Raw genomic sequence first — 14,966 nt, 5'->3', positions numbered from 1 at the left:
TCGATATGATTAACGCCTGGTGATTGTAACGTTTTTTTGGGCTGGAGCACCTTAAAACTGGCAGTTAAACTGTCTGACAAATTATTACCTCGTGGATCCGGCAGGATATGGAACTGAAAGCTACTTCAATGGGCAAACGCCTGGCGCAGCACCCTTACGACAAGGTTGTCCTCCTCAATGCGGGAGTGAAAGTCTCCGGTGAACGCCACGAATACCTTATTCCGTTTAATCAGCTGCTCGCCATCCACTGCAAGCGTGGGCTGGTGTGGGGCGAGCTGGAGTTCGTCCTGCCGGCAGAGAAAGTGGTGCGACTCCATGGGACGGAGTGGGCTGAAACCCAGCGCTTCCATCATCATCTGAACGCGCGCTGGCAGCAGTGGAGCCAGGAGATGAGCGTGATTGCCGCACAGGTACTGCACCAGGTGCTGGACGATATCGCGTTAAGCAATACCCAGCAGAAGTGGCTGACGCGTCAGCAAACCGCCGGGCTTCAGCAAAAAATCACCCAGGCGCTGACGGCGTTGCCTTTACCCGTGGCGCGGCTGGAGGAATTTGATAACTGCCGTGACGCGTGGCGGCAGTGTCAGGCATGGCTCAGCGATATTGAGAAAAGCCGTCTGGCGCACAACCAGGCCTGGACCGATGCGATGCTTACGCAATATGCCGATTTCTTCAGCACGGTGGAATCATCGCCCCTCAATCCTGCCCAGGCGCGCGCCGTGGTGAATGGCGAGCAGTCTTTGCTGGTGCTGGCAGGGGCCGGTAGCGGCAAAACATCGGTGCTGGTGGCGCGCGCGGGCTGGCTTCTGACGACGGGCGAGGCGGTTGCCGACCAGATTTTGCTGCTGGCCTTTGGCCGCAAAGCGGCGCAGGAAATGGACGAACGCATTCAGGCGCGTTTGCATACCCAGGATATCTCGGCGCGCACGTTCCACTCTCTCGCGTTACATATCATTCAACAGGGCAGCAAAAAAGTTCCTGTGGTCAGCAAGCTGGAGAGTGATGCTCAGGCTCGCCAGGCGCTGTTTATCAAGACATGGCGTCAGCAGTGCAGCGAGAAAAAGGCGCAGGCGAAAGGCTGGCGTCAGTGGCTTGAAGAGGAGCTGAACTGGGCGGTGCCGGAGGGCAGCTTCTGGCAGGATGAAAAGCTGGCGCGCCGGCTGGGTTCCCGTCTCGACCGGTGGGTAAGCCTGATGCGGATGCACGGCGGCTCTCAGGCCGAGATGATAGAAAGCGCACCGGAAGCGATCCGCGCCGTCTTCTCTAAGCGGGTTAAGCTGATGGCGCCGATGCTCAAAGCGTGGAAAACCGCGCTGAAAGAGGAAAACGCGGTCGATTTTTCCGGGCTGATCCATCAGGCCATTATCATTCTGGAAAAAGGGCGCTTCGTCAGTCCGTGGAAACACATTCTGGTGGATGAGTTTCAGGATATCTCGCCGCAGCGCGCTGCGCTGCTTTCGGCGCTGCGGGCGCAGAATAAACACACGTCGCTGTTTGCCGTGGGCGATGACTGGCAGGCAATCTACCGTTTCAGCGGGGCGCAGCTTTCCCTCACCACGGCTTTCCACCACTATTTTGGTGAAGGCGACCGCAGCGATCTCGACACCACCTACCGCTTTAACGCGCGGATTGGTGAAATTGCCAACCGCTTTATTCAGCAGAACCCGCATCAGCTGTCGAAGCCCCTTAACAGCCTGACGCCGGGAGATAAAAAGGCCGTCACCCTGCTGGCGGAGGATCAGCTGGAGCCGTTGCTGGACAAACTGAGCGGCTATGCGAAACCCGATGAGCGGATCCTGGTGCTGGCGCGTTACCACCACCTCAAACCCGCGGCGCTGGAAAAAGCGGCGACGCGCTGGCCAAAACTACAGCTCGATTTTATGACCATTCACGCCAGTAAAGGGCAGCAGGCTGATTACGTGATTGTGGTAGGTCTAAAAGAGGGGAGCGACGGTTTCCCGGCACCCGCGCGGGAATCCGTGATGGAAGAGGCGTTACTGCCGGTTCCCGAAGATTTCCCGGATGCCGAAGAGCGGCGTTTGTTGTACGTGGCGATAACCCGCGCGCGGCATCGCGTGTGGCTATTGTTCAACAAAGAGGAGCCGTCGGTGTTTGTCGATATTTTGAAGAGTATTGATGTGCCGGTAGCGAGAAAGCCGTAACATGTCGGCCCGGTAAGCGCAGCGCCACCGGGCAAAAAACTACTTCAGCCTTTCCGCAAGATAGCGCGGGTAATCCGGGATCAAAATCTCTACCGGATCGTTAAACTGCGGTGATTCAATGATGAAATCGGCCGTTGAAAGATTTGTCGCCACCGGAATGTTCCACACTGTCGCCAGACGCAGCAGCGCCTTTACGTCCGGGTCATGCGGCACCGCGTTCAGCGGGTCCCAGAAGAAAATCAGTACGTCGATTTTGCCTTCCGAAATCTGAGCGCCGACCTGCTGGTCACCCCCCATCGGGCCGCTCAGCATGGCATTCACTTCCAGACCGGTTTCGCGGTGGATCAGATTACCGGTTGTCCCGGTGGCGGAAAGGGCATGATGCTGGAGAAGAGGCTGATGGCGACGAACCCAGTTAAGCAGCATTTGTTTACAGTGATCGTGCGCAACCAGAGCAATGTGCTTGCGCGCCGGAAGTGTGCGTGTTGTCAGTTCCATAATCTTATCCGTGAAGTTACCTCGCTACACGATGACGGGAACTGACTGATGCTGCAAGAGAAAGGACGAAAAAATGTGGCTTACGACGACGGTTGTCGTTTCACCCATTGCAGAAAACGGGCCCGCGTATCCGTATCGGCATTCTGGAACCAGAACCTGAGGCGTTGCTCGGTGAGCGTCTGCGACTGAGGGGGAAGCACATTTAGTTCCGATACGCCCGAAAGCAGGGTGCTGCCGTCTGCCATCATGGTAGCGAACTGAGGCAGGGAGGCGGGCCGGCTGGCTCTGTTATAGATCGCCGTGTCTGCTTCGTAATCCGTTCCTTTGGGCCTGTTTGTCAGCGCCAGGATATCCAGCTTTACCGGGATGGGCATGGAATCCCCGTCCACCAGTTCAATGCGTGGCGAAGCGTCAAAGGCCTGTGACTCTTTCTCTGTATCGAGACGCGGAAGCCTGAAGTTGACTTTACTGATACGCTGCGTGTTAAAGCTGACGACCAGCGGCGGAGAAATGTACATATGCTGTTCGTTGTCGGCGAGGCGAATCGTCTTTTCCACCCGAAAAACGACCTGATGCGGACCGTTATCCAGCTCGATGCTGTCTGCGCCTCGCAGCAGAGAGCTGGAGACTTTTTTCCCGTCCAGCACCAGCAAGTCAACGTCCGGTGAGAGTCTGAGGGTGGTTGCGAAAACACACACCGGCATGATTAACACAACCACAGCCGAGGCAATGCCGGTTTTCATAGCAGACTCCTGTAGACAAACTACCCATGTAAGAATGTATCAAAATTTTTCGATAATCACGTTTACTAACATATAGACATATTCTGCCGTTTTGCCCTCATACTTCTGTAGGGACAGCGTGGTTGAGATAGCTGCTTTGACGTACACTTTGAAAAAAACCAGGAGGAAGAGCATGAAAGAAAACGACATTGTCGAGATCCTGACGTCCACGCGCACTATCGCGCTGGTTGGCGCGAGCGACAAACCGGATCGCCCAAGCTATCGGGTAATGAAATACCTTCTGGATCAGGGTTATCACGTGATCCCGGTCTCGCCGAAGGTGGCGGGAAAAACGCTGCTGGGGCAGCAGGGCTATGCGACGCTCGCGGATGTGCCGGAAAAGGTGGATATGGTGGACGTGTTCCGCAATTCAGAGGCGGCCTGGGGCGTGGCGCAGGAGGCGATCGCCATTGGTGCGAAAACGCTGTGGATGCAGCTGGGCGTGATCAATGAGCAGGCGGCCGTGCTGGCACGCGATGCCGGGCTTAAGGTGGTAATGGATCGCTGTCCGGCAATCGACATCCCCCGTCTGGGGCTCGCAAAATAAAAAAAGCCCGCTTGACGGGCTTTTTTACACCTTTAATTTCGCAGTCTTGGTGCCTGTAACTGTTTGCGGATGGTCTGAGCAAGCTCGTCCATAGTGGGTTGTTCCGGATGCTCATCCTGTAATTCACCACTCAACTGCGCTTCGGCAAGATAGGTATGGACAGGCTGACCATCGTCGCCCTCCATGACCACATGATACCAGGGCGCGGCGCGAAGCTCTGCGTCAACCGCCAGCTCGTCTGCTGACGGTTCATCAAGGGAATACTCCGGGTCGATATCCACGACCACACCCAAATATCCAAGCAAGGTGTGGCGGACCTGCTGGCCGATACCGAATTTGCTGGCAATCATAGTCACCTCCCGGGAAACATCACATACACACTATGTGCGGGCAATATTTCTCTTTTCAAGTTACATGACGCGACAGGCAAACCCTTTCAGATACAGCCCTTCCGGGTAGGTGGCGATCACCGGGTGATCGGCGGCCTGACGGAACTGCTCTATAAATTGTACATCACGACCCGCATCTATTGCGGCATCGGCGATGATTTTTTGGAATAAATCTGTCGTCATCAGGCCAGAGCAGGAGAATGTCAGCAGTACGCCGCCCGGGTTCAGCAGCTGGATCGCCAGCATGTTAATGTCTTTATAGCCACGGCAGGCGCCCATCAGCTGGCTTTTGTTTTCCACAAATTTCGGCGGATCCATCACGATGACGTCAAATTTCTCGCCCTGGTCGCGGTATTTACGCAGCAGCTTAAATACGTCGTCGCGCACAAACTCCGCTTTGCTCAGATCCAGCTTGTTCAGCTCGACGTTCTGCTTTGCCACGTCCAGCGCTTCCTGGGAGGTGTCGACGCTGACAACCTGGGCACAGCCGCCCATCAGAGCAGAGACCGCAAAGCCGCCGGTATAGGAGAAGCAGTTCAGCACGCGCTTATCGGCAACGTACTGGCGCGTTGCCAGACGGCTGTCACGCTGGTCGAGGTAATAACCGGTCTTATGGCCGCCCTGGATGTCCACCAGCAGCTTCATGCCGTGCTCCTCGATAGGCAGCAGGGCAGGCGGCAATTCGCCGGTGACCGGGCCTTGCGTCAGCTCCATGCCCTCTTTTTTACGTACCGCCACGTCGCTGCGGTCGTAAATGGCGCATGACGGGAACAGCGCTTGCAGGGCGCTGATCAGCGCAGCACGCTGGTATTCCGCCCCGGCGCTCAGCAGCTGCAACACCAGGAAATTGCCGAAGCGGTCGATGGTCACGCCCGGCAGGCCGTCAGACTCACCGGCAATCAGACGATAGCTGTCGAGTCCGTCGCGCTTTGCCAGCCACTCGCGCCACTGCTGCGCCTGTTGCAGACGGCGGACAAAGAAATCGATATCGATGGTTTCATCTTTATCGAACGTCCAGACGCGCGCGCGGATCTGAGAGGCGGGCGAGTATGCGCCGCGTGCTAACCATTTCCCCTGATGGTCAACAATATCGATGGTTTCGCCGAGGCTGGCTTTGCCTTCCATGCGGGCAACCGCGCCGGAGAAGACCCAGGGATGGCGGCGCAGTAATGACTTCTCGCGCCCTTTGGCTAACACTAAACGTACGCTCATAATTTGCTATTCTGTCGATTCCAGTAAAATGGCCGCCATTTTCCCGACTTCAGTGAGGAAATGCAACGCGCCAGTCGGATAAGGAGAAGGATGATGTCAAATGTTTGCACCATTGCCTGGGTCCACGGCCTCGTACAGGGCGTCGGTTTCCGCTACAGCACCCAGCGCGAAGCCCTACAGCTCGGGCTGACCGGGTATGCGCGTAACATGGATGATGGCAGCGTGGAGGTAGTCGCCTGCGGTGATGCGGATAAGGTTGAGAAGCTGGTGGCGTGGCTAAAAGCGGGCGGACCGCGAAGCGCGCGGGTTGATAAGGTTTTAACGGAACCGCATCAACCCGGCCGGGAATACGCTGACTTCAGTATTCGCTATTAAATGCATTTTACCGGTTTTGGCAGGCCGGCAATTTTTGTCGCCTGTTTTGCCGGGCCTTTCGGAAACAGGCGATACAGATAACGGCTGTTGCCTTTCTCTTCGCCAAACTTATTCGCCATGGCTTTGACCAGCATGCGGATCGCCGGCGACGTGTTGAATTCAAGGTAAAACTCGCGCACAAAGCGCACCACTTCCCAGTGCTCCGGGGAGAGGCTAATCCCTTCGTTTTCCGCAATTTTCTCCGCCAGCGCTTCGCTCCACTGGCTGCTCTCTTTCAGATAACCGTCGTTATCGGTTTCGATCTCTTTGCCTTCAAAACTCAACATAATCATTCACGCGTTTGTCAAAAACCGCATCAGTTTACCAAAAAAACAAAGCCCCGCATAAGCGGGGCCATGTTCACAGCACGGTGGGTTAATCGCGGCTGGCGAAGCCCAGGATGCTCAGCAGGCTGACGAAGATGTTGTACAGCGACACGTACAGGCTCACGGTGGCGCGAATGTAGTTGGTCTCACCGCCGTGAATGATGTTGCTGGTTTCATACAGGATTGCGCCGGATGAAATCAGGATGAACACCGCGCTGATTGCCAGATGCAGAGCAGGCAATTGCAGGAAGATGTTCGCCAGCATACCGACCAGCACAATCACGATACCCGCCATCAGCATACCGCCGAGGAAGGACATGTCCTTACGGGTGGTCAGCACGTAGGCCGAGCAGCAGAAGAACACCAGCGCGGTGCCGCCCAGCGCCATACCGATCACGTCGCCCATTCCGGCAGACAGATAGGCGTTCAGGATTGGCCCCAGGATGTAGCCCAGGAAGCCCGTAAAGGCGAACGCGGAGAGAATACCCACCGGCTTATCCGCGGTTTTATAGGTCAGGAACATCAGACCATACATACCCACCAGCGTCAGGATCAGGCCCGGAGAAGGCAGCATCAGCACGGTGCTGGCCGTCGCGGTGATGGCTGAAAACGCCAGCGTCAGGCTGAGCATGAAATAGGTATTGCGCAGCACCTTATGCGTGCTGAGTAGCGATGTGCGGTCGCGTGAAGAAGAAATTATACGATCCATGAGTCACTCTCTTATGACAGATGTAATTAGCGCAAAGAATAAGAAACGGCGCGGCAGACGCAAAGTGGTTTTACCCATCTTTACTCAACCCCTTAGGGATTATGCTGGTTTTTTCTTCTGAAAAATCGCTAGTCCTCAGAATGAAGTGCGGTTTGCAAAGCGGATGCAGATCAACCTCTTATAGGTTACTGAAAAATATTGCGTTATTTCCCTAAGGCCGCTAAGAGTTATTTCCGGATCGTCATAAAAACAGACAATAAGGCGAAGGAAATGAAACCACAAACACGCACGCACTTTACGCTCTCTTTGTTAACCGCGGGGATCCTGTGCGCCAGCACGGCAACCTGGGCGGCTAACGTGCCGGCAGGAACCCAGCTGGCAGAGAAGCAGGAATTGGTCAGGAACAACGGCAGTGAACCCGCCTCGCTCGACCCGCATAAAGTCGAAAGCGATGTCGAATTTAATATAATCAGCGATTTATTCGACGGGCTGGTCAGCGTCTCTCCAACAGATGAAATCCAGCCGCGCCTGGCGGAGAAATGGGAAAATAAAGATAACACCGTCTGGACCTTTCATTTGCGTCCGGGCATCACCTGGAGCGATGGAACCCCCATCACCGCAGAAGATATCGTCTGGAGCTGGCAGCGACTGGTCGACCCGAAAACCGTTTCACCGTATGCCAGCTATCCCGGCAGCATGCGTATCGTTAACGGCACCGATATCGCAGAAGGCAAAAAAGCCCCCGAGTCGCTGGGCGTGAAAGCCATCAATGACGCCACGCTGGAAGTTACGCTCACGCAGCCAAATGCCGCTTTCCTGGCGATGCTGGCTCACCCGTCTCTGGTGCCGATAGATAAAGTCCTGGTCGGTCGTTTCGGTGAGAAGTGGACCAAGCCGGAGCACTTCGTCAGCAGCGGGGCCTATACGCTGTCACAGTGGGTGGTTAACGAACGCATCGTGGCGGTGCGGAACCCACATTACTGGGATAACGCACATACCGTCATCAACAAGGTGACCTATCTGCCCATCTCCTCTGAAGCCGCAGACGTTAACCGCTACAAAGCGGGGGAAATTGACATTGTTTACACGGTACCGATCAACCAGTTTGCTCAGCTGAAGAAAACGCTGGGGAGCGAGCTGGACGTTTCACCGCAGCTTGCCACCTATTATTATCAGTTCAATACCACCCGGCCGCCGTTCAACGACGCCCGCGTGCGCAGGGCGCTGAACCTGGCGCTGGATAAAGACATTATCGCCGGGAAAGTGTTAGGGCAGGGGCAGCGGCCGGCATGGCTGATCAGCCAGCCGGACATTGGCGGCGTCAAGCTACAGACCCCGGATTACGCCAGCTGGCCGATGGATAAACGCATTGCCGAGGCGAAAAAGCTGCTGGCCGAAGCCGGATTTAACGATAGCCATCCGCTCAGCTTTAATCTCCTCTATAACACCTCGGAATCGCACCAGCGCATTGCGATTGCCGCCAGCTCAATGTGGAAGAAGAACCTCGGCGTGGAGGCGAAGCTGCAAAATCAGGAGTGGAAAACCATGCTTGATACCATGCACACCCACAACTTTGACGCGGTGCGCTACGCCTGGATTGCCGATTACGACGATGCGGCAACCTTCCTGAATACCTTCCGTACCGGGGACAGCCAAAACACCACTCAGTACAGCAATCCGGACTACGATCGAGCGTTAGTGAATGCGGCGAAATCGAAAACGGCTCAGGAGCGCGGTAAGTTCTACCAGCAGGCAGAAGATCTGCTGGGACGTGACGTACCGGCGATCCCTGTCTATCACTACGTGCGCACGCACCTGGTGAAACCGTGGGTAGGGGGATTCACGCCGGACAAGCTTGGGTACTACTACACCAAAGATATGTACATCAAAAAGCACTCGGGCTAAGCCGGGGATAGTATGCTGCCAAAATGGCCAATCTGTCGTCAATTCAACCGATTAAACGCATTTTGGCTATTTTTAAAGCGAACGAATGCCCGCACTCTTTACAGCGCGCGGTGAGGTGTTTATAGTTCGCCTCACTTAGGAAGCGTGGCCGAGCGGTTGAAGGCACCGGTCTTGAAAACCGGCGACCCGAAAGGGTTCTAGAGTTCGAATCTCTACGCTTCCGCCAAATTCGAAAACCCTGCGATAGCGATATCGCAGGGTTTTTTGCTTTTGCGCCTGGTCTTTGCCATGCCACCCATGCTGTAGCTGATCGTTATCCCGTCGTCGGTCTTGTAGACCTGAGCTTTTACGCACCAGGTGTTCTCGATGTTCGCTGGGGTCAACACCTCTTCGGGCACGCCCGTGGCTGATATCTGTCCGGCTTTCAGGAGGATCAGCCGCTGGCAGAAATTGGCCGCAAGACTGAGATCGTGCAGCGCAACCACGACGGTAAGCGGCAGGCGCGAAATCAGCCCCATCAGCTCCAGCTGGTGCTGTATGTCCAGGTGGTTTGTCGGCTCATCGAGCAGCAGCACCTGCGGCTGCTGTGCCAGCGCGCGGGCAATCTGGCTTCGCTGACGTTCCCCGCCGGACAAATGCTGCCAGCACCGCTGGCGTAATCCGCCCAGCTGCATCAGGCTTATCGCCTCTTCAACCGCCTCATCATCATCGCGTGTATTTCTTTGAAACGCCTTTCGATAAGGGGTACGTCCCAGCCGTACGATTTCTTCGACGGTCAGTTCCCCATCGACTTCAGCATGTTGCGGGACAAACGCCATGTGCTGCGCACGTTTTTTCAGCGGCATCATGTCAAGCGTCGTGCCATTAAGCGCAACACATTCGCTCAGTCGCGGAAACAGCCCGGCAAGACAGCGCAGCAGCGTAGACTTGCCCGAGCCGTTTGGTCCTAGCAGGCCGACAATCTGCCCGGATGACAGTTTGAGATCGATCTCCTTAAGCACCGTCTGCGCTTGTCGGGTTACGGTTAACCCGGCCACGGTAATATTCATCTATGCTCCTTCCGGTTCTGATAAAGCAACGCCATAAAAACGGGGGCACCCACCAGCGCAGTCACCACGCCGATGGGCAGCACCTGGTGCACAATCAGCGTGCGCGACACGATATCGGCCAGGATCATAAAGTGTGCGCCGATAAGAAACGTCAGCGGGAGCGTGCGCCGATGGCCCGGACCGCTCAGCATGCGCGTCACATGGGGAATGACCAGCCCCACAAAGCCGACTGCACCAATAGCGCTCACCAGCGTTGCGGTAACGACGGCACAGGTCAGCAACAAAAGAATACGCACGGCGGTGACCGGTATGCCCAGCGTTGTAGAGACCTCATCCCCGAAGGTAAAGGTGTCCAGCGCACGCGAAAAGAGAAGAACCACCAGTAAACCCGCAAGCGTCACGGTCAGGGCCAGCAGCGCGTCCGGCCAGCGCACGCCGCTCAGGCTACCCATTAACCAGAACATAACGCTACGGGATTGCTCGGCATTCGCGGAGGTGCTGACGATATAAGCGGTCATAGCGTTGAAGAGCTGGGTGCCCGCTATGCCGGCCAGCAAAATGCGCGACGGGCTTTCACTCATGCCGTTGGTAATCAGCATGATGAGCGCAAAGGCGGCGCAGGCGCCCACAAACGCACCGCTGCTCACGCCAATCACGCTTCCTCCGATGCCGAGAAGCATCACGCAGACGGCCCCCAGCGAGGCACCCGCGGAAATGCCCAGCAGATAGGGTTCCGCCAGGGGATTACGCAGGATCGACTGTAACACCAGCCCGCACAGCGCCAGGCCGCCGCCGCTGCACGCAGCCATCAGCGCCCGGCTCATGCGGTACTGCCAGACGATGCCTTCCTCTGGCTGCGGCAGATCGTATGACGTCAATCCCAGGCCGTTGAGTATCGCTTTTCCAGTAATGGCATACGATACCGGCATATCACCGATACTCGCGGCAAAAACCAGCATCAGCGGCAGCGCCAGGAGGCCTGCCGCCAGTAACCCCTGCTGGCGGCGGTCAGTGAAGAAATGACGCATTATTCGTCCTGAAATGAAGCCAGCCGATCGCTGATAAGTTCAACCGCATCGACGTTACGCATTGAAGGGTTTAACGACATTGCCGGCACCACAATAATGTGGTTGTTCCTGACCGCAGGCAGGTTCTTTGTCACCGGGTCACTTCGCAGGAACGCCTGTTTTACCGCAACGTCATCGGCAGGGTAGAGCCTGCGGGACATCTCTGCGATGACAATCACGTCCGGCTGCGATTGGGCAATATGTTCCCACGTTACGGCAGGCCATTCGTCGTGGGAGTCAATAATGTTCTTCAACCCCAGCGTACGGCTGATCCAGCCCGGCGCGCCATAATTTCCCGCCACCCAGGGATCGCCATTCAGACGGCTGCTGGAGAACCAGAAAACGACGCTAAGCGGTTTCGCAAAGACGCGCGCCCGGGCCTTTTCGATACGTGCCGTCAGGGCGCGGTTGAGCTGTTCACCCCGTGCGGAAACATCAAAAATCGTCGCCAGCTCTGTCACTTCCCGCGTGATTTCCGCCAGCGAAAACGGCGCGCTTCGTGCTCCGTCTGCGTTTGACGTTTCCGTCACCGCTTTATCCGTGCAGTCGGCAGGGGAGATCCACGTATTAATCCCCAGCGACGCAAACTGCTCACGTGTCCCCACTTCGCCCTGCGGACCAATGTGCCAGTGATACTGCGCGAGAACGAGCTCAGGCTTCTGTCCCACTACGGCTTCAAAGGATGGCGAGTTATCCGCAAGCCGGGGAAGGTGTTTCCCGGCCTCCGCCAGCGGAGCCGGAAGTTTGCCAAACCAGACCGACGTCGCGGCTATCTTTTTCTCCAGCCCCAGAGCGAGCAGTAATTCTGTTTCATGCTGGCCTACGGTCACGACGCGCTGAGGAGCCTTCGCAAAGGTCTGCTTTATGCCGCAATTTTCAACCGTAAGGGGCCAGGAGGTCACTGCAAAAGCGGCAGGCGCAGTGGAAAGCAGCGACGCCAGTAATAACCCTTTTTTGAGGAACATAGAACGTAATCCAGTAATTGTTATGTTATAACATAATACAGGTATTATGATTGAGAGCAACCGCAGTTGCCCGCAATGAACTGCATAGCCGGATACAGGGGGCGTTTAAGGAATTTTACGGGCAGATCGGGTCACAGCTTCTGATCGACAATCGCCGATTTAACCCGGGACATCGCCAGAATGTTTTTAGCGCGCATATTTAATTTTTCGAGGATCTTCACGCGGTAAGTGCTGGTCGTTTTTTGTGACAGTTGCAGCTTTTTCGCAATTTCATGGTTTTCCAGATGAAAAAGCTTCAGCACGTCGTACTCGCGTCGCGTAAACGAGTGCGTTCTGAGCGCCCGATAAAATCGCATCAGCTGTTGAAAAGGATGAACGCTAAAATGCATTGATGAATAGATAATATTGTCGATTCTCACCGCGCGATTCGCTTCTATCTCATGCATCAGGACAATGTAATCACGCCTGATTTTTTTGACCTGCTGGATAGTGCTATTGCGTAACGTATCCTGTTCAATTGCAATGATAAAATCCAGCGTCGGATCGACCTCATCAAGATCGCGAATATCCTTCTTATCGCGTATTAAATGGGTCGATGTCATGGCGCTTGAGACCCCGCGGCACAGGTAATAGTTATCACTGATAAAAATAAAATTCATAATTGCCGTTGAATAAAGTCATGGGGACTCACTTATCGCAGTGAGGCTGGGTTAACGGGTGTTGTACGAAAAAAAGTCTAAATCACACCCGGTAAAACTGATAAAAGTAATGAATGTAAAAATAAATGTTTACATTTTAGCCAGTCGATGATGAAGAAATCATCTGGGCGGAAGGGAACGACGCAAGATGCTCAAGGTAATGCAATTTCCTGCTTTACATCATGCTCAGAGATGTTTATAGTGCGCCTCACTTTGGAAGCGTGGCCGAGCGGTTGAAGGCACCGGTCTTGAAAACCGGCGACCCGAAAGGGTTCTAGAGTTCGAATCTCTACGCTTCCGCCAAATTCAGAAACCCTGCGATAGCAATATCGCAGGGTTTTTTCGTTATTCCAGCCCCAGCGTATACTGCGCGATTTTGAAGTAGATAATCAGCCCGGTACCGTCGATCAGCGTGGCGATAAACGGCGCGGAGACGACCGCCGGGTCGATTTTGCAGCGTTTCAGTACCATCGGGATCACCGACGAGACGATGGCGCTCCACAGCGTAATGCAGACCAGCGTCAGGCTGACGATAAGCGTGATTTCCATCCCGATACCCATCATCCAGGCGCGAACGCAGCCCGCCAGACCCAGCGTGGCGGCAATCATCAACGACGTGCTCATCTCTTTGCGCAGTACGCGGCCCACATCGCGAAGGTGGACCTCACCCAGCGCCATGGCGCGCACCAGCGTGGAGGTGATCTGCGTTCCGCTGTTCCCGCCCGTGCCAATCAGCAGCGGAATAAAGAACGCCAGCGCAATGGCAGACTCCAGCGCCTCTTCAAAATGCTGGATCACCGAGCTGGTATATGCTTCCGCAACAAACAGCAGCAGCAGCCAGACGGAGCGCTTCTTCCACAGGCTGAAGGCGCTGGTTTCCAGGTAGGGTTTTTCCAGCGGCAGGGTCGCTCCCTGAAGCTGCGCATCTTCGGTGACGTCATCTTCCAGCAGGTGAGCGATTTCGCGCTCGGTGAGGCAGCCCACCAGCTTGCCGTGGGTGAGCACCGGCACGACATCCGCACCCGCGTGCGCCAGCACCCCGGCGACATCCGCCCGCTCATCTTCCGGTTTGAGCTGGATAAAATCCGATATCATCAGTCGCTTAACCGGCTGCACGGTATCTGTGGCCTGCAATAATTTGCGAACGGCAATCAAACCCGCGAGGCGACCGTTATCCTCGATAAAAATATGTGAAGGAATATCATCGTCTTTTAATTTTTCGAAAAACTGCTCGCGTGCCAGAGCCACGCATAATGAAATATCGATAACAATAAAATCGGTATTCATATATTGCGCGATGGCGCTGTCATTAAAAGCCGGGTTTTGGTTGTGAATAGCGTAAGACATAGTAAATTCCCTTTGAATAATAAAATCTCTCAGGGGCGAGCAAGACAGGGCATGTCGGAAAGGAGATCCCCACGTCCTGGGTTCAGCACTGTACACCGTATCCCGTAAGGGAAGTTATACTGACAAAGCCTTGATTCGACAGTGCCTGTTTTACCCTGTGCCGGTTCTCTCGAACCCACCAGAGCGATAACGTGTATTTGTACAGGAGCCTCGCCATAACGAGATCGTTGTAAAACGTGAGGGATAATACGCTTATTTAAAACCGCTGCTGAGGAATTTTAATAATGTTTAAGAACGGTTTAAATGAATAGTATTAAACGCATGTTGAGGTTTTATTTAACTGTTTTCTTTTTAAATGGAGAATTCATTTGTTACCGGAGAGAGTGAAATGGCATGGCTGGACACGCTGCTGGATCATTTTACGCATTATCCGACGCATCTGTTCGCGCTGCTCGTTGTTATGGCGTTGAGTAAATCGACGGTGCTGGTCTCCTCGGTGCTGCCGCCCGCATCGGTCATGCTGATGGCGGGGATCGCCGTCAGCCAGTCGAGTCTGCATCCCGGCATGACGTGGCTGGCGGTGGTGATGGGCGCTACGGCAGGTTCGGTGCTGAATTACCATATCGGCCAGCTAATGGGGCATACCCGGCTGGTGTCACGCCTCACCGCAAAACATGCCGATAAGTTTCTGCGGGTACAGCATCAGCTGCAAAAGAACGGCGTAGTCGCGCTGTTCACGTCGCGTTTCCTGGCGGTACTGCGCTATATCGTGCCGCTGGCGGCCGGCATGCTCAGGATGAGCGCGATGAAGGTTTACGTCGTTAGCCTGCTGTCAGCCTGCGCATGGGCGGCGCTGTACGTCGGCATCGTCACCGGCATCAGCGTCTGAACGTATT

At 55.2% G+C, this 14,966-nt stretch carries 16 protein-coding genes, 2 tRNA genes and 1 riboswitch; of the genes, 7 read left to right on the top strand and 11 right to left on the bottom strand.

Annotated features, from left to right (window positions below):
• Nucleotides 1-107: 107 nt before the first annotated feature.
• Complete coding sequence (helD, locus tag IM267_RS05470; RefSeq protein ID WP_112792844.1) at nucleotides 108-2,162, top strand: DNA helicase IV; 2,055 nt, start codon at nucleotides 108-110, stop codon at nucleotides 2,160-2,162.
• 39 nt (nucleotides 2,163-2,201) lie between these two features.
• Here helD and mgsA read toward each other — a convergent pair whose 3' ends face one another.
• Complete coding sequence (gene mgsA / locus IM267_RS05465) at nucleotides 2,202-2,660, bottom strand: methylglyoxal synthase (protein ID WP_006809340.1); 459 nt, start codon at nucleotides 2,658-2,660, stop codon at nucleotides 2,202-2,204.
• A gap of 80 nt (nucleotides 2,661-2,740) precedes the next feature.
• Nucleotides 2,741-3,403, bottom strand: coding sequence for a DUF2057 family protein (locus tag IM267_RS05460; protein WP_193032965.1), 663 nt, complete (start codon nucleotides 3,401-3,403; stop codon nucleotides 2,741-2,743).
• 172 nt (nucleotides 3,404-3,575) lie between these two features.
• On the opposite strand from IM267_RS05460, the gene IM267_RS05455 reads away from it, so the two are divergent.
• The gene (locus tag IM267_RS05455; protein WP_006809337.1) at nucleotides 3,576-3,989 is read left to right on the top strand and encodes a CoA-binding protein; all 414 of its coding nucleotides are present in this window, start codon (nucleotides 3,576-3,578) and stop codon (nucleotides 3,987-3,989) included.
• 32 nt (nucleotides 3,990-4,021) lie between these two features.
• Here IM267_RS05455 and hspQ read toward each other — a convergent pair whose 3' ends face one another.
• Together hspQ and rlmI are read right to left on the bottom strand one after the other, a co-directional pair.
• Entirely contained in the window at nucleotides 4,022-4,339 is a 318-nt protein-coding gene (hspQ, locus tag IM267_RS05450) for a heat shock protein HspQ (RefSeq protein ID WP_006809336.1), read from the bottom strand.
• 60 nt (nucleotides 4,340-4,399) lie between these two features.
• Nucleotides 4,400-5,590, bottom strand: coding sequence for a 23S rRNA (cytosine(1962)-C(5))-methyltransferase RlmI (rlmI, locus tag IM267_RS05445; RefSeq protein ID WP_063866307.1), 1,191 nt, complete (start codon nucleotides 5,588-5,590; stop codon nucleotides 4,400-4,402).
• A gap of 93 nt (nucleotides 5,591-5,683) precedes the next feature.
• Between rlmI and yccX the strand changes: the two genes are divergently transcribed.
• The gene (gene yccX / locus IM267_RS05440; RefSeq protein ID WP_173937209.1) at nucleotides 5,684-5,965 is read left to right on the top strand and encodes an acylphosphatase; all 282 of its coding nucleotides are present in this window, start codon (nucleotides 5,684-5,686) and stop codon (nucleotides 5,963-5,965) included.
• Here yccX and tusE read toward each other — a convergent pair.
• The gene (gene tusE / locus IM267_RS05435; RefSeq protein ID WP_193032964.1) at nucleotides 5,962-6,291 is read right to left on the bottom strand and encodes a sulfurtransferase TusE; all 330 of its coding nucleotides are present in this window, start codon (nucleotides 6,289-6,291) and stop codon (nucleotides 5,962-5,964) included. The two genes, yccX and tusE, sit on opposite strands and share 4 nt — an antisense overlap.
• 88 nt (nucleotides 6,292-6,379) lie before the next feature.
• Nucleotides 6,380-7,039 carry an FtsH protease modulator YccA gene (gene yccA / locus IM267_RS05430; protein ID WP_047726838.1) on the bottom strand — a complete coding sequence of 220 codons (660 nt, stop codon included), beginning with the start codon at nucleotides 7,037-7,039 and terminating at the stop codon, nucleotides 6,380-6,382.
• A 270-nt stretch (nucleotides 7,040-7,309) separates the two neighbouring features.
• On the opposite strand from yccA, the gene IM267_RS05425 reads away from it, so the two are divergent.
• Both IM267_RS05425 and IM267_RS05420 read left to right on the top strand, forming a co-directional pair.
• Nucleotides 7,310-8,944, top strand: a complete 1,635-nt coding sequence (locus tag IM267_RS05425; RefSeq protein WP_193032963.1) for an ABC transporter substrate-binding protein — start codon at nucleotides 7,310-7,312, stop codon at nucleotides 8,942-8,944.
• Between the two features lie 138 nt (nucleotides 8,945-9,082).
• Nucleotides 9,083-9,170: transfer RNA gene (locus IM267_RS05420), tRNA-Ser, on the top strand.
• Here IM267_RS05420 and IM267_RS05415 read toward each other — a convergent pair.
• The 4 genes from IM267_RS05415 to IM267_RS05400 form a co-directional block, all read right to left on the bottom strand.
• On the bottom strand, nucleotides 9,157-9,993 hold the full coding sequence (locus tag IM267_RS05415) for an ABC transporter ATP-binding protein (RefSeq protein ID WP_193032962.1): 837 nt from the start codon (nucleotides 9,991-9,993) through the stop codon (nucleotides 9,157-9,159). The two genes, IM267_RS05420 and IM267_RS05415, sit on opposite strands and share 14 nt — an antisense overlap.
• Nucleotides 9,990-11,021: an iron ABC transporter permease gene (locus IM267_RS05410; RefSeq protein WP_193032961.1), complete on the bottom strand. Its 1,032-nt coding sequence runs from the start codon at nucleotides 11,019-11,021 to the stop codon at nucleotides 9,990-9,992. Before IM267_RS05410 ends, IM267_RS05415 begins: the two co-directional genes overlap by 4 nt.
• Nucleotides 11,021-12,025, bottom strand: coding sequence for an ABC transporter substrate-binding protein (locus IM267_RS05405; protein WP_193032960.1), 1,005 nt, complete (start codon nucleotides 12,023-12,025; stop codon nucleotides 11,021-11,023). The genes IM267_RS05410 and IM267_RS05405 overlap by 1 nt, the downstream gene beginning before the upstream one ends.
• A 131-nt stretch (nucleotides 12,026-12,156) precedes the next feature.
• Nucleotides 12,157-12,627 carry a LuxR C-terminal-related transcriptional regulator gene (locus IM267_RS05400; RefSeq protein WP_226847918.1) on the bottom strand — a complete coding sequence of 157 codons (471 nt, stop codon included), beginning with the start codon at nucleotides 12,625-12,627 and terminating at the stop codon, nucleotides 12,157-12,159.
• Between the two features lie 311 nt (nucleotides 12,628-12,938).
• Between IM267_RS05400 and IM267_RS05395 the strand changes: the two genes are divergently transcribed.
• Nucleotides 12,939-13,026: transfer RNA gene (locus IM267_RS05395), tRNA-Ser, on the top strand.
• A gap of 42 nt (nucleotides 13,027-13,068) precedes the next feature.
• Here the strand turns inward: IM267_RS05395 and IM267_RS05390 are convergent.
• Nucleotides 13,069-14,070, bottom strand: a complete 1,002-nt coding sequence (locus tag IM267_RS05390; RefSeq protein ID WP_107535081.1) for a magnesium transporter — start codon at nucleotides 14,068-14,070, stop codon at nucleotides 13,069-13,071.
• Nucleotides 14,071-14,130: 60 nt separating this feature from the next.
• Nucleotides 14,131-14,300: riboswitch (M-box (ykoK) riboswitch) on the bottom strand.
• 158 nt (nucleotides 14,301-14,458) lie between these two features.
• On the opposite strand from IM267_RS05390, the gene IM267_RS05385 reads away from it, so the two are divergent.
• On the top strand, nucleotides 14,459-14,959 hold the full coding sequence (locus IM267_RS05385; protein ID WP_193032958.1) for a DedA family protein: 501 nt from the start codon (nucleotides 14,459-14,461) through the stop codon (nucleotides 14,957-14,959).
• Nucleotides 14,960-14,966: the final 7 nt, after the last annotated feature.

The organism is Enterobacter cloacae complex sp. P15RS (assembly GCF_014895905.1).
Taxonomy (GTDB): domain Bacteria; phylum Pseudomonadota; class Gammaproteobacteria; order Enterobacterales; family Enterobacteriaceae; genus Enterobacter; species Enterobacter quasihormaechei.
Note: the sequence above shows the minus strand (reverse complement) of the source record. Positions and strands in the feature narration are given on the sequence as shown.